General features: G+C 55.5%; 18 protein-coding genes. 2 read left to right on the forward strand and 16 right to left on the reverse strand.

The genetic code is table 11. The annotated features are described in order from the left end of the window. Positions 1 to 15 precede the first annotated feature (15 nt). From BN3796_RS21050 to BN3796_RS16270, 14 genes are all read right to left on the reverse strand, one after another. The gene (locus tag BN3796_RS21050) at positions 16 to 2277 is read right to left on the reverse strand and encodes a hypothetical protein (protein WP_238379242.1); all 2262 of its coding nucleotides are present in this window, start codon (positions 2275 to 2277) and stop codon (positions 16 to 18) included. A gap of 18 nt (positions 2278 to 2295) precedes the next feature. After that, positions 2296 to 4797 carry a DUF2345 domain-containing protein gene (locus tag BN3796_RS16220; protein ID WP_061709400.1) on the reverse strand — a complete coding sequence of 834 codons (2502 nt, stop codon included), beginning with the start codon at positions 4795 to 4797 and terminating at the stop codon, positions 2296 to 2298. 252 nt (positions 4798 to 5049) lie between these two features. Then, entirely contained in the window at positions 5050 to 5349 is a 300-nt protein-coding gene (locus BN3796_RS21200; protein ID WP_407681210.1) for a putative T6SS immunity periplasmic lipoprotein, read from the reverse strand. 82 nt (positions 5350 to 5431) lie between these two features. Beyond that, positions 5432 to 5956, reverse strand: a complete 525-nt coding sequence (locus BN3796_RS20355; RefSeq protein ID WP_073885258.1) for a putative T6SS immunity periplasmic lipoprotein — start codon at positions 5954 to 5956, stop codon at positions 5432 to 5434. Then, on the reverse strand, positions 5950 to 6492 hold the full coding sequence (locus BN3796_RS16225) for a hypothetical protein (RefSeq protein ID WP_061709401.1): 543 nt from the start codon (positions 6490 to 6492) through the stop codon (positions 5950 to 5952). The genes BN3796_RS20355 and BN3796_RS16225 overlap by 7 nt, the downstream gene beginning before the upstream one ends. Beyond that, positions 6492 to 9152, reverse strand: a complete 2661-nt coding sequence (tssH, locus tag BN3796_RS16230) for a type VI secretion system ATPase TssH (protein ID WP_061709402.1) — start codon at positions 9150 to 9152, stop codon at positions 6492 to 6494. The genes BN3796_RS16225 and tssH overlap by 1 nt, the downstream gene beginning before the upstream one ends. Positions 9153 to 9315: 163 nt before the next feature. Further along, positions 9316 to 9807 carry a type VI secretion system effector Hcp gene (hcp, locus tag BN3796_RS16235; RefSeq protein ID WP_029883904.1) on the reverse strand — a complete coding sequence of 164 codons (492 nt, stop codon included), beginning with the start codon at positions 9805 to 9807 and terminating at the stop codon, positions 9316 to 9318. A 2-nt stretch (positions 9808 to 9809) separates the two neighbouring features. After that, the gene (locus BN3796_RS16240; RefSeq protein ID WP_061709403.1) at positions 9810 to 11528 is read right to left on the reverse strand and encodes an OmpA family protein; all 1719 of its coding nucleotides are present in this window, start codon (positions 11526 to 11528) and stop codon (positions 9810 to 9812) included. Positions 11529 to 11531: 3 nt separating this feature from the next. Continuing rightward, positions 11532 to 12185: a type VI secretion system protein TssL, short form gene (tssL, locus tag BN3796_RS16245; RefSeq protein ID WP_061709404.1), complete on the reverse strand. Its 654-nt coding sequence runs from the start codon at positions 12183 to 12185 to the stop codon at positions 11532 to 11534. Beyond that, positions 12182 to 13522, reverse strand: coding sequence for a type VI secretion system baseplate subunit TssK (gene tssK, locus BN3796_RS16250; protein ID WP_061709405.1), 1341 nt, complete (start codon positions 13520 to 13522; stop codon positions 12182 to 12184). Before tssK ends, tssL begins: the two co-directional genes overlap by 4 nt. A 12-nt stretch (positions 13523 to 13534) precedes the next feature. Beyond that, positions 13535 to 15076 carry a type VI secretion system contractile sheath large subunit gene (gene tssC, locus BN3796_RS16255; protein WP_073885259.1) on the reverse strand — a complete coding sequence of 514 codons (1542 nt, stop codon included), beginning with the start codon at positions 15074 to 15076 and terminating at the stop codon, positions 13535 to 13537. A 33-nt stretch (positions 15077 to 15109) separates the two neighbouring features. Then, complete coding sequence (gene tssB / locus BN3796_RS16260; RefSeq protein ID WP_061709406.1) at positions 15110 to 15601, reverse strand: type VI secretion system contractile sheath small subunit; 492 nt, start codon at positions 15599 to 15601, stop codon at positions 15110 to 15112. 392 nt (positions 15602 to 15993) lie between these two features. After that, positions 15994 to 16743, reverse strand: coding sequence for a phage antirepressor KilAC domain-containing protein (locus BN3796_RS16265; RefSeq protein WP_061709407.1), 750 nt, complete (start codon positions 16741 to 16743; stop codon positions 15994 to 15996). Positions 16744 to 16897: 154 nt separating this feature from the next. Then, on the reverse strand, positions 16898 to 17713 hold the full coding sequence (locus BN3796_RS16270) for an OBAP family protein (protein WP_061709408.1): 816 nt from the start codon (positions 17711 to 17713) through the stop codon (positions 16898 to 16900). A gap of 272 nt (positions 17714 to 17985) precedes the next feature. Here BN3796_RS16270 and BN3796_RS16275 point away from each other — a divergent pair, with 272 nt between their 5' ends. Beyond that, entirely contained in the window at positions 17986 to 19680 is a 1695-nt protein-coding gene (locus tag BN3796_RS16275; RefSeq protein ID WP_061709409.1) for an alpha,alpha-trehalase, read from the forward strand. Positions 19681 to 19726: 46 nt separating this feature from the next. Here the strand turns inward: BN3796_RS16275 and BN3796_RS16280 are convergent, their stop codons facing one another. Next, positions 19727 to 21826, reverse strand: coding sequence for a TonB-dependent siderophore receptor (locus BN3796_RS16280; protein WP_061709410.1), 2100 nt, complete (start codon positions 21824 to 21826; stop codon positions 19727 to 19729). Positions 21827 to 21933: 107 nt separating this feature from the next. Next, positions 21934 to 22188, reverse strand: coding sequence for a GlsB/YeaQ/YmgE family stress response membrane protein (locus BN3796_RS16285; RefSeq protein ID WP_061709411.1), 255 nt, complete (start codon positions 22186 to 22188; stop codon positions 21934 to 21936). Between the two features lie 207 nt (positions 22189 to 22395). Here BN3796_RS16285 and ycgR point away from each other — a divergent pair, with 207 nt between their 5' ends. After that, entirely contained in the window at positions 22396 to 23127 is a 732-nt protein-coding gene (gene ycgR / locus BN3796_RS16290; protein WP_061709412.1) for a flagellar brake protein YcgR, read from the forward strand. Positions 23128 to 23142 lie beyond the last annotated feature (15 nt).

A 23142-nucleotide genomic window follows, 5' to 3' on the forward strand; every position in this document is an offset into this window, starting at 1 on the left:
ACCTTAGCCATTGCATCATGCAGTCATTGTAAAAGTCGGGTGCTGATCATCAATCATGGCAAGATATTCTGACATCAGGATGTCTGGAATAGGTTTAAATGGCTCATCCGGGTCAACGGAAGCAGGAAGGTTATTATGCAATAAAGTTAGTTTTTCGCCATAATTTGTATAGAAAAACAATTTGTGTTCTCCGATACCTAAAAAGTTAATCACATCTTTTTCATTTAGTTCTTGACTGCCTTTCCTCTCCCCTGGAGATAACGTCAAATGCTGCATGACATTGTTATAATCTGCCTGACTTTGCACCCATTTTAGAGCCATAAACACCGCTTGTTTTCGTTTCTTTAAAGGGCCAAGCTTCCAGCTGTTAACAGAAAAAAAATCGTTATTCTGATTGCGAGGATCAAGCCAGTCCGCCCAGTTCTGATCAATTAACGTGGCAATCACTGCCCCTTTTGTTTCCGGAGGGGTATATTTAAGCTGATCAGGATTAGATAAAATACTATCCATCAAATGAACGCGTTTGTTTTCTGCCATAAGATCTGTTCGAATTTGCTGCAATATTGTAAATAGATCATCAAGCATGGCCTCACCCGCCTGTATCCCCTGTGCCGCCATAATAATAGGAATTGCACATAATGATCGAAAGGCATCCCCTACCATCATCTGCTCAAGCTTCTGATAATCCACATTCCTCAACATAAACATAAAACTCTTCATGAAAGCCGCAAAGCTGCTGCCGTCAACCTCAAACCCCACATCCCCTTTTGCGCCCACTCCCCAACAAAAAGCCGCTTTACAGTAAATGCGGAAACGTCCCTGAATATAAGTGATATAAAAAACACCACTGCCACCAGCTCCCGCCTGAACCGTCAAACCTGCTTCCAGTTTGGCTATCGTGGCAAACTTCTTCTCTTTATTAACAATGGGTTTGTCATTTTTCTCCTCACCTTTATCTGCCGGCGTCTCATCAGGATGCGGGTCAAACCATTCAATAGCCCCACTGATGTTACCTCCGGCCTGAGCGCCAACAAAAACACCAATTTCACCGCCCCCCTGCGCGTCAGGTATCTTTGGGGCCTTTAAATTCACCTGCTGCTGTCCTGGCAACGGTGGAACAGTCAGGGTTGCTGGACGGCCTTTAATACCATAGCCCTTTCCCATTTCTCCGCTCCAGTCTACTGTCATCCCTAATTCAATTGCAGCACTGGCACCAACGCTACCTGACAACACCAGTTTCATGGCAAAACGCAGTGCTCCCATATTACAGACGCCACCCGGTGTTTGTTGGGTCACCTCTTTTGCCGGAAATAACAGGCTGATACCCAGTCTGTCCGGCAGGTAAATTGCAGTTTCAGCCTTCGCCTCTCCCAGGGCAAAACTGGCATGCCCTTCTATTTTTCCTTCGAGTTTTCCTTCTGACGGATTATATTTCGCTGATGCCCCGGCACCATAGCTGTAACGCATCAACTGAGCCTGCGCGCTGATATCAACATACTGGTGATAAACAGATTCGTCGACATTACCATCGCCCTTTGGCCAGGTCAGAGACTTGTTCATCTCTTCTGCCCAGTGACTGATAATAACATTGGTATCGTCAACAAGATCGAATTTCAGGGAGGCAGGAACACTATTGAGTTGTTTCTTTAGTTCTTCAGCATCTATTTTTGCCTGGCGAATAGTTTTCTCAACAGTTTTACCTTCAGCATCTTGGGTTGTGATAGTCTTATCTTTATATTTTATAAAACTGGCTTCTCCACTTTCTTTGTCAACCTCACTAAGTTTATATGTTCGCCAGTGCTGTTTTATTTTATCCGACCGTACATAAGTTTTCTTGAATCCTTTCACCGTGTTATTTTTAAGCGGAATAAGTTCCATTATACCAATGGCAGTATCTTTCATTTTATCATTAAGCAGCTCCCCCTCCGGAGGATTCGCTGTCAGTGACATAAGCTCTTTCCGTAAAGCCTGGTTTGCTTTGTTTAAGGCTTCGTAGGCTTTAGTGATGTCACTTTCAAATTTTCTTGCAGGCACTTTGTCTGCCTGAGTGATTGCCTCAAAATTAATATCATCGAGATTCTGTTGTGCCTGCTTCTGGGCTTCAAGTAAACCAGCCAGAAAATCATGTTCCTGCTCGATGATTTTAGCTTCTGAAGCTTCCAGAAAAAGCAACGTTGCGCTACCTGGGTGAAAATAACATTCAGGGCCATATTTTCCTTTTACAACCGTCCCCGCCCCTTGTACCGATGTTTTACTTTTCTCTTCTCCGGTAGCCATATGCTATTCCTTCATTCTTTAAAGTAGTTCTACATGCAGGGCATCAGGCAGGGCAGTATAAACCGCAACCGTTTTACCTTCCGCATCGGTCCTGCCTTCAAATATTTTCCCTTCACCCGTTGTTATTCTGTACCGGGTAAAAGGCATAATCTCTCCGGATTCTTCATCCCGTGCAGTAAAATACTCACTGAAACCGACAGGAAGTTCAGTGTTTTTTGCATCATAATCAGCCGCTCCCATTTTCTGCACATTGACTGACTTCAGCAGGATATTTCCCGGGCAGCCCAGTTCAATATTGCCACCACTGAGTTTTATATATGCACCCGCACAGTTCACCACCAGTTCCTTCGCCGCCGTGATTTCCACACGCCCTTCCACGCTGGTTACGGTGACATCCTTCTTCGCAACAGCCTCCAGCGCATCATCCTGTGCCTGCAGTTCCAGTTTTCCCTTCGCCGCAAACAGCTTCATCCCCGCCTTTCGCGCCAGCAGACTCACCGCCTCTCCCGCCACCACCGTAAAGCGTTTCATAGCGCTGATATCCGTATTCTGCTGCGACATAATCCCCACGCTGGCGCTGCCTGAAGACAACCTCACCGCCTGCGGACTGCTGATGCTCATCCCCTGCGGCGCATTCAGCACCATCCCCGGCTGCGCCAGTTCTTTCAGCGCATCGTTCAGCGTCTGCTGGCTCCCGGTATCCGGCGGCAGGGCCTGTGCCGACTCCGCCGCCGACGCCAGGCTTTTCGCTATACCCAGCGCATTTTCAAGCTGGGCTATCGCTTCCTCCATCGCCAGCATCCTGTCGCCTGCCGAGGGCTGTTTATCCGCGCTGATAAACACCCCGGCACCACCCCGAATACTCACCCACTTATCCGTCCGCAGCTCCGCGCCTTCCCCCCGCAACGCCCTCGACGCATCAACGTTATGTCCTAAATTGAGCTGCGTCTTCCCCCCGTACTCGGTGCTGAGTTTGATATGCTCCTCGCCCCGCTTGTCCTCCATCCTCAGCTTGTTCAGCCCCGCGGTCCGGATAACATTACGGGTGCTGTTCTTCTCCGTCACATGGTCAACATGCCGGGAATCATGCAGCGCATGGGCGATATAGGGACGGTCAGGATCGCCCTCATGGAACGCGATCGCCACTTCCGTCCCCTGGATCAGCGGAAAGTGAAAACCGTATACGTCACCGCCGTAGGGTTTAGCGAGACGTACCGGCATGCTCTCCTGGCCTGGCGATTTGCCGTCCCGGTCAGCGTCAAACTTCACCCGGTAGAGGCCGGACGCATCCTGCCAGGCGTAGATGTCGTTGGCTTTTGCGCTGGTAACACGCGCCGTCAGCGTGCCGGTTACTTTCGGGCGCGGCAGCAGCGCCGGACGCCAGCAGACCGTTTCGCTGTACGGTACGCCAGAAATATCAACCTGAAGGGCACTCTTACGGCTGGCTGTAAAATGCGTGCTGATAATCAGCACTGGTTCCTGTAAGACAGCAGGCAGGGTGGATGGCATGCCGTCGGTAATTTTCAGCACCTGAGCGGGTGCCAGCCACGCCGCAGTGCTGTAGCCTGTGATTTGGGTCTGTTTTGCCAGAAAACGCTCATGATCGAGGCGAGCGTAAAAGTTGGCGGTCTCCGCTGCCGGATCGATTTTATCACCGCGTTCCAGGTGGCGCAGTCGGTAGTGGTAGACATCACCATAGGTGACCCCTTCCCCGTCTCCCCGGGTCATATCCGCCGGTGCCGACTGCAGTATGCTCTGTGCGTCACGGTGGTTGTAATCTTTCGTGGTAACGCTCGCTTCCACAACGTTATGGGTAATATTCAGCCCCCACACTGATTCAGCTCCGCTGTCGCTCATCCCGGACGGGCTGTTTACGGGGAGGTTTTTACCAAATACCAGCGCACGCTGCGCATCGGCAAAGTGCACGACTTCTGTCTGAGCGTCTTCCTGGAGGGTAAACCAGTAAAATATCCCCACCTCCGCCAGCAGACGCTGGATAAACGCCAGGTCACTTTCCTGATACTGGTTTATCTGCTCCCGCTTCGGATAGCTCTGCTTGAGGTTAAATTCATATTCCCAGCTATGCAGGTTATGCTCCTGTAACACCTGCTCGACCACTTCGGGTACAGACTTATTGACAAAGAAACGGTGACTGCGGTGCTGCTTATCCAGCAAGAACAGAAATGGTTTAAGCGTGATCAGGTACTGTGTCTGGTCGGCAGAGCCCGAAATACGTCTGAAATCAGTGATAACACCGTGCACTTTTTTCTGTTCAGTCAGACTCTCCAGAACCCCTCCCCCCATCGTCAGTGTTACGGGTTTACGCAAAAACCAGGCAGCATCCAGATGTTTGTCCGTACTGGTAAAAATGATGTCATAGCTGTAAATCCTGCTCAGACCTTCAATTCCGCTGAGGTCTTCCACATCAAGCGGAGAAGGACAGGAAGGAATATCCAGCCTGTAGCGGTTCAGGGTTCCCGCTCCGGATAAAACGTTTTGCAGAGAGTCAGTGAGATTCATTGTTTTTCACTCCATGAACGGATCTAAAAGGGGATTTGCAGGAACCATTACGTATGCTTTGTTCAGGCTGAACATCGCTGTTGTCCAACTCGCCGTACGGCCTCACTGCCTCTATGTCATTAAGCTGAATGTTAAAAATACACTCGCCAGCAATCTCCACCCCGGCGACCATTCTGCGCGGTGTATTCTTATGGCGCGCAGAGTGTAGAACGTATCTGACAATGAACTGGCCTTTATCAGGAAATGATGGAATTAAGGAGCGATACATAGCTGACTGTTCACAACACGCAGTGTGGGATCAAACGTAATTTGCCGTTCCCTGAATCGGGTTCCTCCTGGATGGATGGAAATAGTGACCGGCTGGTAGTCCTCTGGCTCCTGAACGCTGAAACAAACGTTGTCGCCTCGTGTGCTGACCGTTGTTATTTCATCAGGCCGAAGGTAATCCCCGCGGCCGGGGCAACCAGTTATTAACGTCAGGGTAAGCAAAAAAGCATACCTGCTCGCGCTTCGGGTAGCTTTGTTCGAGGTAAAACTCATATTTCCAGCCATGCAGGTAACGGCTCAGGGCTCACGACGTCGCAAGAGCGTTTTGCAGGGAGTCAGTAAAATTCATCACGCTCACTCCACGAAATTAATTATGGAAATCCGGGGGATAAGGGTGCTCGCAGGATCCAGCATGACGGCTCTGAACAGACGTAATAGCTGTATTTTTCATTTCGCTATAGGGTCGTACTATCTCCATATCTGTAAGAGGAATGTTGAAAATACACCCACTGGTAATTTCCACCCCAGAGACCATTCTTCGTGGCGTGTCTTCATGGCGTTTTGAGTGCAGAACATAGGTGATAATGAACTGCCCTTTATCCGGGAAATGATAAAAAGACGGGGGGAGGCATAACAGCCCCTTTTCGACCCTGAGAACAGGGCTAAAAATAATTTTCTCCTCGCGTGGCAGTGTCCCCCGGGGATTAATGCCAATATTGACCGGTTGATAATCTTCCGCGTCCGGTACGGCAAAACAGATATTTTCGCCTCTGGTACTGACTGTTGCTTCTTCGTCGAATTGCCACCGGTCCCCCGGACACCCCGTCAGTACAGTGAGGCAACACGTCAAAAGAAGAGCTGATAAATAACGTTGCCGGATAATGCCTACCATGGAAACCCCCGCAACGCATTTTCATACTGTTTCTCAATAACCAACTCGCTGATATTCCCGTCAAGCGTGATGACATCCTGATCCCGGAGCCCACACCATTTTATGTATCCCTCGGCATGCAGAATAAAATGGTCGGCGATAATCTGTGCCTGCTGTTCCATGGGGTATTCACTTAACAGACGTCCATCGAGGACATAACGGTAACTCACCGCCCAGCTGACCAGCCCCCGCCCAATGACATTCATTCCTTTTTCTCGTTGCCAGACATATGCCATTTCATGAATAAACATATGCTTATAGAAAGGGACACTGAGCGAATAATCTTCCCGGTAATGCTCACGGAAATACATTTCCCCATTTGGTGCCATGGCCGTATTTTTATTCTGGAGGCCAAACGGAAGATAACTGTCATGATGGATCCAGACCTTATGGTACGGGATCGTCGATTTGTAAACCGACTTCGCCAGCGTAATCTCCCCTGACGTCAGTAATCGCAGCGAGCCTTCCTTCTCTGCTTTTTGATCAAGATTGTTCATCACGCGCCTTTCTGCCGGAACTCAATCATAACCCCCTCATCCTCATCCCACCCAAGGGTCAGATGCTGCGGCTTTTGCCCTGCCGCCATATGGCTTAACAGCTGCTGGCTCAGCACCGGCAGGATCTGCTGGTTCAGCAGGCTGTCAACATTGCGCGCCCCGGTATCCGGCAGCAAACACGCCGTCGTCAACGTGTCGATAAAACTTTCGCCAATGTGAGTGGAAATGCCGTAGTGGCGTTGCAGACGCGTGCTCACCTGCGCCAGTTTCATACCGACGATGGTGCGCATGGCATCCATTGCCAGCGGGCGGTAAATCACCGTCTGGAAACGGGCCAGCAATGCCGGCCGGAAGTGATCGCGCAGCAGCGGGCGCAGCAGTTCATGCAGCTCAGGCTCCGTGGCTTCCGGCTGTTCATCCAGCATCTGCATGATGTGGTCGCTGCCGAGATTCGAGGTCATCAGAATGACGGTGTTGCGAAAATCAATTTCCCGCCCCTCGCCGTCGCGCATAAAGCCGCGGTCAAAAACCTGGTAGAAGAGGTTCATCACATCCCGGTGCGCCTTCTCCACCTCATCCAGCAGCACCACGCTGTATGGCCGCTTACGGACAGCCTCGGTGAGAATGCCGCCCTGGCCGTAGCCGACATAGCCCGGCGGCGACCCCTTGAGCTGGGAGACGGTATGCGGCTCCTGGTATTCGGAGAGGTTGATGGTAATCAGGGATTTTTCACCGCCGAAGAGCGCGTCCGCCAGCGCCAGCGCGGTTTCGGTTTTGCCGGTACCGCTCGGACCGGTCAGCAGGAACACGCCCTGCGGGCCGTTCTCCGGCGCCAGACCGGTTTTACTGGCGCGCAGGCGCTGCGCGATGGCGTGCAGCGCCGCCTCCTGGCCCACCACACGTTTACCGAGGCTCGCTTCCAGAGTCAGCAGTTCCGTCTGTTCATCCTTCATCAGGGTAGAGAGCGGGACCCCGGTCCAGTCGGCAATCACCGTGGCGACGGTACGTGCGTCCACGTCCAGACCCAGCAAAGGGTTACCCTGCTGAACGTCACTCAGTTGCTGTTGCAGGTCTGCAGTTTCTGCCTGACGGGAGATATCCGCCCGGCAGGCGAGCAGTGCTTGCGTGAGTTTCAGCTCCTGGCCGTACTGCGTTTCCAGTTCGTCGAGCTGTAAAATAATCCGGACTTCTTCCTCTTCTATCGACGCCAGACGCTCACCGTGGGTGGCGCTACCCGCTGAGATATCCTCCAGCAGTGCCTGCTTTTCCATGGCAAGGGCCGTCAGCTGCGCCTTCATCCGGGTCAGCGGCTCCGGCACGGTGTCGAGGCTCATGCGGATACGGGCTGAAGCCGTGTCCAGCAGGTCCACCGCCTTGTCCGGCAGCTGACGGCCGGTCAGGTAACGGCGGGAGAGCGTGACGGCCGCCCTGACCGCCTCATCGGTGATATGCACCCCGTGGTGCTGCGCGTAGCGTGATTTCAGACCGCGCAGCATCAGGCAGGCGGTGTCGTCGTCCGGCTCGTCCACCTTCACCATCTGGAAGCGTCGCTCCAGTGCGGCGTCGCGCTCGAAGTACTGCTTGTACTCGCTCCAGGTGGTGGCGGCGATGGTTCTGAGCTCACCGCGGGCGAGCGCGGGCTTCAGCAGGTTGGCCGCATCCGCGCCGCCCGCCTGGTTGCCGGCGCCGATAATGGTGTGCGCCTCGTCGATGAACAGCAGCACCGGCAACGGCGACTGCTGTACGGCTTCGATGATGTTTTTCAGTCGCTGCTCAAATTCTCCCTTCACGCCCGCCCCCGCCTGCAGCAGACCAAGGTCGAGGGTGCGCACGCTTACCGGCTTTAGACTTTCCGGCACGTTGCCCTCCGCAATACGCAGCGCCAGCCCTTCCACGAGCGCGGTCTTGCCAACGCCGGGGTCACCCACAAGGATCGGGTTGTTCTTCCTGCGTCTGGAGAGAATATCCACCATCTGACGGATTTCGTTATCCCGTCCAAAGACCGGGTCAATCTTTCCTTCCCGGGCACGGGCGGTCACATCGACCGTAAAACGATTGAGAATGGACTCTTCCTGTGAAACGGCAGGCTGCGCACTTCCTCCTTCAGCCTGGTTTTGTGCTTCATCTTGTAATGGCGCCGCCCGACCAATAATGGTGGCATTGCCAGCCTGCTCGTTGAGCGTAATGTCATATCGCTCGTCCGACTGCGCTTCCAGTAAGGGACGTAACCTTTCCAGTTGGCTGGTGGTCAGCGTCATTAAAGGCCAGAGACCATCACAGCGCGTCAGCCCTGACGTATCAATCATGGCCGTAAGCAAATGAATGCTGCGGATCCGCTCATCTCCGGCGAGCGTGGCGGCAAGCCAGGCCTGTTTCAGCAATGTCTGAAGTGACGTAGAAAGCTCTGGTCGGGTGCACACTGAACGAGGCTGTGCATCCAGCCAGCTCAGGAGTGACTGCCAGATGGCATCCATATCCCAATCATAGCGGCGAGCGAGAACCGTCAGATCACCTTCGCCCTGCTCCAGCAACTTTAATAACCAGTGCTCCGGCGTAATTACTGCATGTGCACGGGTCTGACATAAAGAAGCCGCACCTTCCAGTGCTCTGGCGCAATAAGGGTTTAGTCGTCGTAGCAGGACTGCTGAATGATGTTCCATGTCGTTCCCTCTAGTTCAGGCACGCTACCGCCCCTGGCCGTCAACCGATGCCCATAAGGTTCATGCCGATAAGTTGTAAAACTGCTCTGCAAAGCGTCCGTCTGACAGGCGCTGTGCGGAGCAAAGCAAGATGGCGGACAGAGGGGAACTGTCCGCCAGGGTCTTATGCAGTGGTACGTTCGTTCCAGCTGTCGGAATGAATGATGTTGCCGTCTTTGTAGGTCCAGGTGATTTTTTCGTAACGCAGCTCAATCTGCTCGAGGTGGTTGTGCTTCTCGAACGCCGGGTCCTTGATGTCATGCATCTTCGGGTTCACTTTCACCAGCTTCACGTTCTCAAGCTTCGTGTTGAAGTACTCCACTTCCTGGCCGGCGTCGTTGATTTTGTACCATTTGAATTCAGCCGACTTCAGGGTCTGCCCGGTGGTCACTGCTTTGTAGAGGTACGGGCTGGAAGAGTCGATTTCCTTGGTAAACAGGAACGGCGTGTGGATACGCGTACCGGTCAGTTTGCCGGTGTTATTATCGGTCGGGATGTACAGGTTGTGTTCCTGAGCAACAACTTCGATGCTTCCTTCGCGATCTTTCACATCTACGGAACCTTTAATATCAGCGCCGCCATCGTCTTTCAGCCACAGATAAACTGGGATTGCCATGTTTACTTCTCCATTTCATTTTTTGAGACATCATCATCCGATGACGCCGGTGTGCTGCCCGGCAGCCGGCAGGCGTTCGCCTGCGGTACCAGACTGATTTCGACACGGCGGTTCAGCGCCCGGCCTTCCGCCGTGTCATTGGTGGCGACAGGACGGCTTTCGCCGTAGCCCTGCACCGCAAAACAGCTCTCCGGCACGTCGCCGGTGTCGCGCATCCAGTTCCGCACGGACTCCGCACGCCTGAGCGACAGCGCCTGGTTGGACGGTTCATCCCCCGTGCTGTCGGTGTGGCCCGCCACCACAATCAGCCAGCCGGGTTTCGCCTTAATCCCGACCAGGGAGTTCACCAGCAGCCTGGTCGAGCCCGGCTTCAGCGCCCACTTACCGGTGTCGAACAGCGACATACTGTCGAGGCGGATGGTCTGCGGCCCCTGCATAACTTTCTTAATCACCGGAGGCGGTGGCGGCGGTGGCGTCCAGTCGCTAATGGCTGCTTCCACGGGCGGTATCAACCGCACCCCCTGGTACAGCCCCAGACCGTAACGCAGCGGTTCTCCACGCCGCAGCCAGTCATCAAGCAGATGGCTGTCGGCGCGAAGACGCTGCTGCGCCTGCCGCTTTGGTTCAGGCGGATTGCCGCTGAGACGGTGATAGACGACCAGATGGTCACCAACGCTTCGAACCAGGCGCTGGTTGTTGATAAAGGACGCCAGCATCGCCAGCGCCAGGAACAGGAAACAGACACCGCCGACCAGACGCATATCCTGCATCCGGCGGCTGATACCCTGGCGGCGCGGCATGTATGGAAGAAGGACATCCGGAAGAGACGGCATCGCAGGCACAGAGGAACCCATCGGGGAGAGCGTGGTGATCTGTGCGATCTGCTGCTGCCAGAGGTTATCCGCAGCCGCCATAACCGGTGTCAGGCTGATGCCGCTGGCGCAGAATTTCAGGGCCGGAAGATCTCCCTGTCGGGTGCTGAATGGACGGATAATATGGCGCTCAGTCAGAGCCTGTACGCTGTCGAGCCAAAGTAGATGGCAGAAACGCGAAGCGTTGTTGCCAGCTTCACGCTGCCAGTCATCAAGCGGGAGTGGTACATGGCTGCTCTGCCGCACCCGGGCCCCTGGCAGATCTGGCGTCACGGTAAACCAGCACCCCTCTTCCTGATATTCACTATTCGGGGGCGATACCCAGACCACGCTCCAGACAGGCGGCAGGTCATTCAGCCAGATCCGACACTGTGCAATACTCCGCCGCCATCCGCGCAGGGACTGCGCCAGCGATTCTTCTGAGAGATGCTGTTCCGGCATCAGAGCCAGCAGCACAGAGACCTGTGGCACCAGTGCCGGACGCGCGTTCGCCAGATGCTGCGCGAGCAACGGCAATTGCTCAGCATTCTCTGCCTGCAGATACCAACCCTGGCGGGTTTCACGATGAGCCGCCTCCACCGGAAACAGGGAAGCGGTATCGCCGCACACCAGCACCACCGCGCCCTGATAATCCTCCGGCGGCAGGCTGTTTTCCGTCAGCTGTTCCATGGAGACCCTGTGGCGCTGAAAATATCGCCATTGACGCCAGAGTGCGGTACCCCCGGCCAGCAAAATGCAGAGGCTGAACGCCAACTGGCCTGCGCCAGATAGCGGCCAGAAGCCCAGCACCAGCCACAGCGCCAGAACAACAGCAAGAACGGTCAATACCGCACGGGGAAATTCACGCATCCCTTATCCCCGCCCTGCAATCTGCGCGACTTCCTGCGCCAGCAGCGAGGAGAAGGTGAACCACATCGCCGCCAGCACCACCGCGCCAGCGGCCCAGCCCAGCCAGTAAAGCCGCCGTCCGCTCCGCAGACCGGGAGCTCTGACCACTACGGGCGCGTCCTGCGTCAGGGTAAATGGGGGTACCCGCTCGCTGAGCTCGCGCACCACATCCTCCCGGCGCTCGTCATCCTGCGCCCGGTACTGGCCGACAAAGCCCAGCTGCAGGGTGCGGTACAGGCAGGTCAGCACCGCCACATCCGGCGCGGGCTCGCGCAGGATGGTGCGGATACGCTCCCACAGCTCTTCCCCGGCGTTCAGGGTGCTAAAAAACCGGGCCTGCAGCGGATCCTTGCGCCATTTGCGGTAACCGTCGTCCTGTCTGTCGCGGTTGAGTACGCTCTCATCCAGCAGAGCGCAGTATGCATACAGCATCCTTTCACAGCTCGTTTCACTGTAGCCGGCTTGCGTCAGAGACTCACGGGCCTCGCCCACCCACCGACAGGCGCGGCGATAGAGCGCGTCCCCATCCTTGATTTCCTGGCCGCTGCGCAACTGGCTGACCATCAGCCAGCCCGGATAAAATGTTTTATTAATGAGATTCATGTCGGGGGTATTCATGAGCGCAGCACCGCGAACAGTTCTAGTTTGACGTCGCCCAGCGATTCCGGGGTGTAGAAGGTACAGTTGCCAGCCTCCAGCATGGCGCGGGCAGCATCAGTAGCCAGGTCCAGTGCGAAATACTGATTCTCCAGGCGTAACGGGATGGCCGCCGGAACATGGCTCAGCGGCTTAATCACCATCCCGCTCAGGGCGATATTGACCACCTCGGAGACATCATCATGGCTGCCCGCCTTGCAAAGCTGCGGAAAGCGGGTCTGCAGTTCATGATTTGGCATGGAAGAGCGCACGGAGAGATAAAAATCCGCTCCTTCGCGCAGCCGCGCATCGTGCAGTTTTCCTCGCCAGATTTCCCGGTCCTCTCCCTGCTCCAGCGCAATGGCGATGACCCGCGACGGCAGGCTCGCTTCAAGCAGCGTATCCAGCAGGGCAAACAGCGGTGGGAATACACGTTCCGGGGCGTCGTGTTGGTAAAGAGGGATATTGCCGGCGTTATGCTCAAGTGAAAAGGTCATCAGCCCGCCTGCCAGCCTCGCCAGCTCGCGGTACAGCAGCTCAGGATGGCGGGACGGCGTCTGGTGCAGCTCCGTTAGCACCGGCTCCGCGCTGTTCAGAGCATTGAGCAGCCAGAACAGTGAAACATCCGCCACCGCAAAATCAGCCATCCGTTCATTGCTTTCCCGACGCATTGCCATCAGGCGCTTACGCCTCGCCGCAAGCCGGTGAAGCAGATCGTTCAGTTCCCGGAGCAGCACAGGGCTCGCCGATAATGCCAGCAGCGGCGGAATAAAGGCCGGATCACGCACCCATAGCCCCTGCGCATTACGGGCCAGCCTCGCTACCGGACAGGTCAGGTAAGCGCCGTTCTCCTGGCTGGACAGGCGAAGCGTCAGCGCATGGCGCAGCACCGCCAGTTCGCTGCGCTCATGCCCGGCAAGCTCCTGCACCGTTACCCGTTCAGCCTGCCAGCGGCGCGGACGGGTGCTGTCTCGCCCGTCATCCAGATTACCGCCGTTCGCACTGAGCAGCGGCAGGCACAGCAGCACCTCCACGCTCTCCTGCCCTGCCGCGGATAAATCACAAACCGGCGGCAGATTATCCGCCAGGTCAGTATCCACCAGCGTCCCGTCGGCGAAGCGAACGCTTAACCGGGTAGCGTTAAGCCGGGAGAGCGTAAGCGCGCCATCATCAAACTCCGCGCACAATACGCCCCACGGGTGCGCCAGCGCCATCCTGGCTACGGTGTCGGCCACGTGTGCATCCCAGCGGGCCTGCTGCTGGAACTGCTGTGGGGCCAGAAAGGCCCCGTCTTCCCACAACGGACGATAAATTTTCATCCCTGCGCCGCCTTACGCTTTCGCCTTCGGCATCTGAGAAACCAGCGACAGGTTCACGTCCATGCCTTCCACCTGGAAGTGCGGCACCGCAAAGAGCTTCATGCGGAAGAAACCCGGGTTGTCCTCGATATCTTCCACCACCACTTTCGCGTCGCGCAGCGGATGGGAGGCCTGCAGCTCGTCGCCCGGATCGGTCATCTCGGTCACCAGCGTGCGCACCCAGGTGTTCAGCTCCAGCTCCAGCAGGCGGCGGTCCTTGGTGGTGCCGATGTTCTCGCGCTGAATCAGCTTCAGATAGTGGGCGATGCGCGACAGCAGGAAGATGTACGGCAGGCGCGCGTTGATGCGGCTGTTGGCGGTGGCGTCAGCGGTGTCGTACAGCGCCGGTTTCTGGGCGGAGTTGGCCGAGAAGAAGCAGGCGTAGTCGCGGTTTTTGTAGTAGGAAAGCGGGATAAAGCCGAGGCTGGCAAACTCAAACTCGCGGGTTTCCGGGATCATCACCTCAGAGGGGATTTTCACCTGGTTGCCGGTGCCGAGGTCATACAGGTGGATCGGCAGATCTTTCACCGCACCGCCCGCCTGCGGGCCGCGGATTTGCACGCACCAGCCGTTACTGATAAAGCTCTTCACCATGTTGGCCGCAAAGGCAAACGATGCGCTGGTCCAGAGGTATTTCTCGTGGTCAGGGCCTTTCACCTGCTCAACGTAGTTGAAGCTGCGTACCGGCACGGTGTCCGGACCGTACGGCAGGCGGCCGAGCACGCGCGGCATCACCAGGCCGATATAGCGGGCGTCGTCGGTTTCGCGGAAGGCTTTCCACTTGATGTACTCGGCGCGGTCAAAGTAGTTGCCGATATCCTTGATGGCCGCCACCTCTTCCATGGCATCCTTCAGGAAGAAAGCCGGACCAACCGCGCCGATAAACGGCATATGCGCCGCGGCGGAGACTTTCGAGATATTGCGCAGCAGCGCCACGTCCTGCGGGCTGGCGTCAAATTCGTAAGCGGAAATCACCGAGCCAATCGGCTCACCCCCCGGGGTGTCATATTCGGCGGTGTAGGTGTGCCAGTAAAGACCACTCTGGATGAGCTCCGGCGCATCCTCGAAGTCCTGGCGCAGGTCGTCTTTCGCCACATCCAGAATTTCGGTTTTCACGTTCTGGCGGTAGTCGGTATTGTCCACCAGATGCTTCAGGCCGCGCCACAGGGACTCGACTTTCTGAAATTCCGGATGGTGCATGACCGCGTCCAGCTGACGGCTGATTTGATAATCCAGCTCCGCGATATGGTGGTCAATCAGCGTCTTGTCGAGCTTCTCCACCTGCCGGCCCGATTTACGGATGCACTCCATAAAGACCTGCATCGCCGCCGTCAGCCGTTCCCCTGCCGGGGCGTCGGAGAGCGCCGCATCATCCAGAAAGTCATTGATATCGCCCAGGCGGGAGGCCGGGGTCAGGTTAATTTTTTCAAACAGGGAGGCGTAAACGCCCTCTCTGGTAAGGAAGGTGGTCTGCCCCTGCGCGGAGGCGGTTTCACTATTTACAGACATCAGCATATTCCCGGTTAATCCATTAAAAACGCACGCCGCTTATTTCGGGGCCAGCGCACTCATTTCGTCGCGTAATTCCTGAGAGAGCGCCGGGTCCTTAAGAATTTTCTCGAGCTCTTTTCTGAAAGTGGCGTTGTCCAGCAGGTTAGACTTGAGGTCGCGCAATAAATTACGCATCGCCAGCATGGCGCGAAGCTGGGGGATCTGGCGGGCCACCTGTTCAGGCTCGAAATCCTTAATATCGGAAAAACGCAGCTTCAGACTTTCTTCCGTGCCATCGCCTGCCAGCGTGTTCTGTACAGTCAGATTTACTTCCGGGCTAAATTCCGAAAGTACGCTGTTAAAGTTATTTTTATTGACGTTGATTTTCTCTCTTTCAGATAATGGTCGGCTCTCTTTGCCATTACTGAAATCACCGACGGTGAGGAGTTTAAGCGGCAGTTCGACCTTCTTCTGCGCGCCGCCGGTATGCAGGCTTAGCTTTAAATTAATGCGCGCTCTGGGTACTTCATTCTGGAACGTATCGGCCATGGCGATCTCTTTCCTTGTGGAAATAATAGTGGTGTGAACGTTTTTATCTGCGCAGCAGATAATAAATTAAGCATTCAATGAAAATCAATCAACCAACGTGAAAAATAAATTAAAAACAAAGAAAGATAATGACTGTATATATTAACGAGATTAATAAAAGCGAACCATAGCATGATTCACGCAAATTATTCACGATACTTTATAGGATATTCTTATAAGAATTTTACAGTAGCCAATACAATTAAAAAATATGTTTTCACACATATCAGAAAATAGCGACAACGATCGGAAATATAAACAGGAAAAATAAAGGAAGGGAAACAAGAGTGTTCAGGGGAGGAGAATATAATAATGCGTTGTGATAAATAACAGGGCGGCATGCCGCCCTCTTCTCAGAACCAGTTTTGTCCTTGTCCGGCGCTTTCACTGCGCTCGGCTCGCGGCATCTCTATGGAGAGCGACGAAAGGTGTTTCACCCACAGGTCCGCGACCCATTTCACGCCGCGCGCGGTAAAGCGCGCCTGCGACCAGGTATGGCGGTTCTCACCCACCCCACCGTGCAGAGTGAAATAACCCGCCTCAATATGGTGCTGAGGGGGCATCAGAGCGCCACCTACGCGCTGCATGATGTTGCGCTCCAGCAGGAACTGCCTGAATTCCGGCTCTTTCGCTTTCAGCATCTTACAGAGCTGCCGAAAGCCGAGCGATTCATCCACCCGGATAAACTGGTCAAAAAAAGCCGCCTTTGGGCCGGAAAGCGCCAGTTGCGCCTCCGCTTGCTGGCGTTTTTCATACTGTTCCGCCCAGGCGCGGGCCGCCGCTGCCGGGTTGGTAAAGTCAGGCAGGTTGACGCTTTTTTCCCGCTCCTGCCAGCGATCGAGCATGGTCGCCGTAAAGCCCGGAGAGATGCGCGACACGGTCAGCAGGGAGTCCCGTTTATTGAGCAAAAACTCCTGCCGCATCTCGCCTTCACGCTCATAAACGCTGGCCGTAACCGGCTGCGACAGGCGCTGTGCCGTTTCAAGGCTTTTGACCATACGCTTAACTTCCGCGTGAGCGATGCCGGTCAGCCTGGCGATTTCCCGGCTGCTCATGGTGGCAAGCCGGTCGGGCGACTGAAAAGTTTCAACAGGAATTACCATAGGTTTCACCCCTCACTCATACACATATCGGGTAATTTGCTCTAATAGTATACAGTTACCTGTTTAAATATCCAGTATATTTTTTAGGCGCAAACCGCCGTCAGCGCGGTTACACGCAGATGTCAAGTGTCAAAATTATAACCTGCGGAAATAATTACATTTTTGGCGTTTTACCTGCCTCTTGCGCCCGTTTCGTTTGTTCAGAGGTACCGAAATGATTCGTCTCTCCGTGCCCCTGTTCGCCCGAACCTTGCACTCGCTTGAGCTGAATCACCTCGCCTTTCTCCCAGGCGTTTGCACCTTCTGCAACCGGATGCGCGACAATATCTGCCCGCTGGCGTTTAATCGCCTGCGTATCGATGTCAAGACGGCGATCCCGGTCAGCCAGTAGCGCCGGATCGAGCTGCCCTTCACCGGTGAAGCCCATCATCAGCGCCGGAATACCGAGAGGAAGCGTTTTATCGCGATCGGTGTGCCAGGTATGCCAGGTTTTACCGTAGGTATTGACGATTTTTGTCATCAGCGCTTTATCAGCCACTGCAGGAAGACCAGGCGCCACAAGGCTGCCCGATTTCACCTCGTACTGATGGCTATGCCAGAGCTTTTTCTCCTCCGGCGGCAGGGTATTAAACAGCCGTTCGCTGATGATGTACTCCACTCCCATCAGTCGAGCATCTTTGGTATTACCGTCGTAAATCACCGCCTGCATCACATCTTCATTCAGTACCGTGACGTAGTGGTGCGCCTCCATCTGCCCGTTTTTATCTCCGCTGTAGAAGTGAAAGCCGTCCAGATAAGCGCTGATAGCCTCCACGGGCGGGCGGGACTGAATGACCTGCGCCCCCGTTTCAAGGGTACGCAGCTCAGCGGAGGTTTTCGCGCCGGGAATCGGCGCCTGGGGCGGCGTGTTGTTGGCGCCACAGCCGGTTAAAACGAGGGATAACAGGGTCATCAGAGGTAAAGATTTCATTGGCTCTCCATTTTATTTACACCTGTAATGAAGGTAGCGCATGGAGGCGATTACGTCTTAATCCCCTTTATTTAATACGGGCAACAAACCCGCGCGGGACTATTTTTTAATGCGATTTCAGTACCTTCCCGGTGGGTTTCTTCTGGCCGGTAAATTGTCTGTTTATGTGCAAAATGGGAGATACGACACGCGAAGCGCTGGATATTCGTCTAAGGTTTTCAGGTGATTGACGACAGCGTTCACGCTGCTCAGTGAATAAAGGAGAAGAACTCATGACCCGTACCGAAATGCGTCCCACCTCCCCTTTGCAGCTTGCGCTGCGGATTGCGCTGGGTGGCGTACTGCTTGGCGCAGCCTCGCTGAGCTTTGCGGAGGAGACCTCCTCCAGCCAGCCGCCATCGCCAGATATTCTGCTGGGGCCACTCTTTAATGACGTGCAAAGCGCAAAATTGTTCCCCGATCAAAAAACCTTCGCCGACGCGGTACCGAAAAGCGATCCGCTGACGATCCTGGCGGATTACCGTATGCAACGTAATCAGTCCGGCTTCGATTTGCGTCATTTTGTTGAGGTCAATTTCACCCTGCCCGAAGAGCGGGAGAAATATGTGCCGCCCGCCGGCCAGAGCCTGCGCGAACATATCGACGGGCTGTGGCCGGTGCTGACGCGCACCACCGACACCGCCGGCAAGTGGGATTCGCTGCTGCCGCTGCCGAAGCCTTATGTCGTGCCGGGCGGGCGCTTTCGCGAAGTCTATTACTGGGATAGCTACTTTACCATGCTCGGGCTGGCGGAGAGCGGCCACTGGGATAAGATTAGCGACATGGTGGCAAACTTCGGCTACGAAATCGACAACTGGGGCCACATTCCCAACGGCAACCGCAGCTACTACCTGAGCCGTTCCCAGCCGCCATTCTTCTCCCTGATGGTGGAACTGCTGGCCACCCATGACAAAGCGGCGCTGACCACCTACCGGGCGCAGATGGAAAAAGAGTATGCCTACTGGATGGAGGGGGCAGACGCGCTGCAATCCGGCCAGGCGAACAAACGGGTCGTGAAGCTGCAAGACGGCTCGATCCTGAATCGCTACTGGGACGATCGCGACACACCGCGCCCGGAATCCTGGCTGGATGATGTGACCACCGCGAAAAATAATCCTGACCGGCCGGCAACCGAAATTTACCGCGATCTGCGCTCCGCCGCCGCCTCCGGCTGGGACTTTAGCTCCCGCTGGATGGACGATCCGCAAAAGCTGGGGACGATCCGCACCACCAGCATCGTACCGGTCGATCTCAATGCCCTGATGTTTAAAATGGAGAAAATGCTCGCCGCCGCAGCCCAGGCCGCCGGCGACGCGGCCAGCGCCAGCAAATATGAAGCACTCGCCAACGCACGCCAGAAGGCGATAGAGAGCCATCTGTGGAACGACAAAGAGGGCTGGTATGCTGATTACGATCTGAAAACCCAAAAGGTACGTAATCAGCTTACCGCTGCGGCGCTCTTCCCGCTGTACGTAAATGCCGCCTCCACCGGTCGCGCCGATAAGATGGCCGCCGCTACCGCTTCCCGCCTGCTGAAGCCGGGCGGCGTAACGACCACTACCGTTAACAGCGGCCAGCAGTGGGATGCGCCAAACGGCTGGGCGCCGTTACAGTGGGTGGCGGCAGAGGGGCTGCAAAACTACGGTCACAAAAAGGTAGCGATGGATGTCACGTGGCGCTTCCTCTCCAACGTGCAGCACACCTACGACCGCGAGCAGAAGCTGGTGGAGAAATATGACGTGTCGAGCACCGGAACAGGTGGCGGCGGTGGCGAATATCCGCTGCAGGATGGCTTTGGCTGGACGAATGGCGTGACGCTGAAGATGCTCGACTGGGTCTGCCCGAAAGAGAAACCCTGCGACAGTGTACCCGCTCGTCAGCCTGCGGCCAACGATGAGGCCGCGACTCCGGCCAGCGCGGCGCAATAACCAGCGAGGGCAAAAACGGCAACCGGGTTGCCGTTTTTGTTCGCTATCAGAATGTGTAGCTTGCCCCCACCTGCACTGTGCGATCACGCCCAATCCAGCAGTTGGTGGCATCGTAACAGGTCAGCGTCTCTTTATTGGTGATATTTTGCGCGCTGGCTTTCAGGGTTAGCCCCGCCAGCGACGGCAGCAGATCGCCCATCTGGTAAGAGGCGGCCAGATCGTACTGCACCGTCCCGCCGAGCTTGCCCTGATCGTTGGCTGGAGAGATCTCCATCGGCCCGGTATAACGCGCGCCGGCGCCCAGCGTAAGCCCACGCAGGGGCGTGCTGTCGAAGGTATAGTCTCCCCAAAGGTTAAAGGCGTTTTCCGGCACCTGAGTCGGGCGCTTATCCTTATATTTATCATCTTCCGTGTTAATGGCATGGGTATAGGCATAGTTAGCAATCAGCGTCACCGTATCGGTCGGGCGACTGATGAGCGAAAGCTCTGCCCCTTTAGATTCCACCTCGCCGGTCTGACGATAGTTGAGGAACCCGGGATCGCTGGTCACCACGTTTTTCTGGCGGATATTAAACACCGATGCGGTCAGGGTGGTGGCGTAGTCCGCCAGCAGATATTTCACCCCACCTTCCACCTGCTTGCTGGTGGTCGGCTTCACATCTTTTGCCGTCAGCGTTCCCTGAGGCGATACCGGGGCAAAGCCTTCCGAATAGCTGATAAACGGCGAGATGCCATTCTCAAACGCATAAAGCGCGCCCAGACGTTTGGTAACCCGATCCTGGGAAACCCAGGCCTTGTCGCCGTTTTGCAGGTAGTCGGTGGTGACCGAGCGATAATCATCGTAGCGCAGGCTGCCGAGCAGATTCAGCCCGCCATACTCGATCTGATCCTGCAGGTAATAACCGTTCTGCTGGTAGCTCAGGCGGTTTTTCTGCGCGGTATAGAGGCCAAGGGCGTTTTCATCAACCTGGCCATAGTTCGGGTCGCGCATATCAATACCCGGCGTGACGGAGGCGTAACGATAGTGGAAATGGGAGTTGAGTTTCTGGTAGTCAAACCCGGCCAGCAGATGATGACGCCATTCACCCAGCGCCACGGTTTTGGTGACCTGGTTATCAATATTAAAGCTGTGCAGATCTTCATCAGTGGTGTAGGCGAAGCGGTTTAACTGATAAACCTCGCTCCCCGTACCGGTGGCGTAGATGCTCTGTTGATGGGTATCCACGTCGAAATAGCGCGCTTTCTGGTTAAAGCCCCAGCCGTTCTCAAACTCATGCTCCAGGCTGTAGCCCAGCATCCATTGACGCTGTTTAAAACCGCTCCACTCATCGCCCGCATAATCGCGACGGTCGGCATAGCCCGAGCGCAGGTAAGCCAGCGGCAAGGGGTTGGAGGGGGAAAGACTGGGGGAGTTTTGCGCCAGGGCGTCAATGGTCAGGCGCGTTCTGGCGTCGGGCTGCCAGGTGACGGAGGGGGCGATCAGATAGTTCTCCGTACGGGTAGTGTGCGGTTGATCGTCCCCTTCTGCGGCTTTGCCCAGCAGCCGGTAGCTCCACTCATCGTTAACCAGCTGGCCGGTCGAGTCGAGATAGCCCTCTTTAAGATTGCGGGTGCCGGTATTGAATCCCACTTCGGTGCGGGAGGCCTGCTGCGGTTTTTTGCCCTGAATATTCACCAGTCCACCCGGCGATCCGCCACCATAGAGTACCGACGCGGGACCTTTCAGAATATCCACGCTCTCAATCAGCAAAGGGTCGATGCGCGCTTTGGTGTTGCCGGTGACGTTGTAGGGCAGCTGCAGGCCGTTATAAAACTCCTGATCGACCGTGAAGCCGCGGATCTTATATTCACTCATATAGGAGGTGCTACCGCGCGTCTCAGTTGAGACGCCCGGCGCGTAGCGCAGAATTTCATTGACCGAGTTAGCATGCCGCTGCGTGATCTCCTGCGCGGAGATGGTGTTGATCACCTGCGGCGTTTTGCTTTCCGCGACGGCTGATTTAGTGGCGCTGTTGGTCCATTCAGGCAGGGCGCTTTCCCCTTCTGCACCGGTTACCACGATAGTTGACTCTTCCGCCTGCGCGGAGGAGATCGCGAAAGCCACCGCGCCGGCGAGCGCGCAAACCCGGAAACAGGAACTCTTCATATTGTCGTCTTGTTATAAAATGTAATAGAGAACGACAATTATTATCATTTCGATTAGCAAATCAACTAAAAAAAATGGCCCTCATTGAGGGCCGCTTCGCGGAGAATTTATGCGCGCCGGACAAGCCGGAAGATGAGCAGGACAACAATCGCTCCGACGACCGCCACCAGGAAGCTTTGCAGGTTAAATCCTGTCACGTCGCCCCCTAAGCCGAACATGGTCGCCAGCCATCCGCCGACTACCGCACCGATCACCCCAAGCACACAGGTCAGAATAAAGCCACCGCCGTCGCGTCCTGGCATCAGAAATTTAGCGATCACGCCAGCGATCAGGCCAAAGACAATCCACGCGATAATACCCATAGTAATTCCCTCGTGCAGATGTGAAGAAGACGCAAGCCAACGCCTGCGCAGGTATCTAAAGTATAGGTCAGGGGCAGGAAAAGCGTTTTCTTCTCACCGACTTAATTGATCGCTGCGTAAAAAAAATTCACCCGTTTATATTAAGTTCCGCGTTCGGCTGCCGATAACACAACGACACTGTCGCATAAAAACGAGGAGCCTTTCGGCGTGAGTCATTACAGTGAGCAATTCCTGAAGCAAAATCCGCTGGCTGTATTAGGGGTGCTACGCGACCTGCAAAAGGGAAGTGTGCCGGTGCGTATTAGCTGGTCCAGTAATCAGTTCATCAGCAAAATTCTGGAGGCGACCCCCGAGCATTTGATCATCGACCTGGGGAGCCAGGCGTATGAGAACCGCGCCATCCTGCGTGCGGAGCAGGTCACCGTGCTGGCTGAGACCCACGGCGCGAAGGTGGAGTTTGTTGTGCCCCGCTTCACCGAGGGCGATTTTCAAAATCTGCCCGCCTTTTTCACACCGCTTCCGCAGAGCCTGTGGTTTATCCAGCGCCGGGAGTTTTTCCGTATCGGCGCCCCGCTTCACCCAGCCTACTTTTGCAAGGCCAGGATGCCGGACAAAAAAGAGCTTCGCCTGCGTCTCTGCGACCTGTCGCTTGGCGGCATGGGAACGCTGATGGATACGCCAAAACCGGAAACGCTGGTGGAAGGGATGCAGTTTTCGCAAATTGAGCTGGATATGGGCGGCTGGGGACGGTTTTACTTTGACGCGCAGCTTATTGCCATCAGCGAACGTAAAATCGTCGACAGCAAAAATGAGACTATCACCACGCCCCGCCTGAGCTTTCGCTTCCTGAACGTGGGGCCGGCGGCTGAACGCGAGCTTCAGCGCATTATCTTCTCGCTGGAGCGCGAGGCGCGGGAAAGAGCGAAAAAAGTTCGCTGAACAGGCCGGACAGCG

It is taken from the genome of Pseudenterobacter timonensis, from assembly GCF_900021175.1.
GTDB lineage: Bacteria > Pseudomonadota > Gammaproteobacteria > Enterobacterales > Enterobacteriaceae > Enterobacter > Enterobacter timonensis.

Coding starts and splice junctions, on each gene's coding strand:
- BN3796_RS16270 (WP_061709408.1), bottom strand. CDS start 17,713: ATGAAATCTTTACCTCTGATGACCCTGTTATCCCTCGTTTTAACCGGC.
- tssC (WP_073885259.1), bottom strand. CDS start 15,076: ATGCTGATGTCTGTAAATAGTGAAACCGCCTCCGCGCAGGGGCAGACC.
- tssL (WP_061709404.1), bottom strand. CDS start 12,185: ATGAATACCCCCGACATGAATCTCATTAATAAAACATTTTATCCGGGC.
- BN3796_RS16265 (WP_061709407.1), bottom strand. CDS start 16,743: ATGGTAATTCCTGTTGAAACTTTTCAGTCGCCCGACCGGCTTGCCACC.
- hcp (WP_029883904.1), bottom strand. CDS start 9,807: ATGGCAATCCCAGTTTATCTGTGGCTGAAAGACGATGGCGGCGCTGAT.
- tssB (WP_061709406.1), bottom strand. CDS start 15,601: ATGGCCGATACGTTCCAGAATGAAGTACCCAGAGCGCGCATTAATTTA.
- tssH (WP_061709402.1), bottom strand. CDS start 9,152: ATGGAACATCATTCAGCAGTCCTGCTACGACGACTAAACCCTTATTGC.
- BN3796_RS20355 (WP_073885258.1), bottom strand. CDS start 5,956: ATGGTAGGCATTATCCGGCAACGTTATTTATCAGCTCTTCTTTTGACG.
- BN3796_RS16275 (WP_061709409.1), top strand. CDS start 17,986: ATGACCCGTACCGAAATGCGTCCCACCTCCCCTTTGCAGCTTGCGCTG.
- BN3796_RS21200 (WP_407681210.1), bottom strand. CDS start 5,349: ATGGCTGGAAATATGAGTTTTACCTCGAACAAAGCTACCCGAAGCGCG.
- tssK (WP_061709405.1), bottom strand. CDS start 13,522: ATGAAAATTTATCGTCCGTTGTGGGAAGACGGGGCCTTTCTGGCCCCA.
- BN3796_RS16285 (WP_061709411.1), bottom strand. CDS start 22,188: ATGGGTATTATCGCGTGGATTGTCTTTGGCCTGATCGCTGGCGTGATC.
- BN3796_RS16240 (WP_061709403.1), bottom strand. CDS start 11,528: ATGCGTGAATTTCCCCGTGCGGTATTGACCGTTCTTGCTGTTGTTCTG.
- BN3796_RS16220 (WP_061709400.1), bottom strand. CDS start 4,797: ATGAATCTCACTGACTCTCTGCAAAACGTTTTATCCGGAGCGGGAACC.
- BN3796_RS16225 (WP_061709401.1), bottom strand. CDS start 6,492: ATGAACAATCTTGATCAAAAAGCAGAGAAGGAAGGCTCGCTGCGATTA.
- BN3796_RS16280 (WP_061709410.1), bottom strand. CDS start 21,826: ATGAAGAGTTCCTGTTTCCGGGTTTGCGCGCTCGCCGGCGCGGTGGCT.
- BN3796_RS21050 (WP_238379242.1), bottom strand. CDS start 2,277: ATGGCTACCGGAGAAGAGAAAAGTAAAACATCGGTACAAGGGGCGGGG.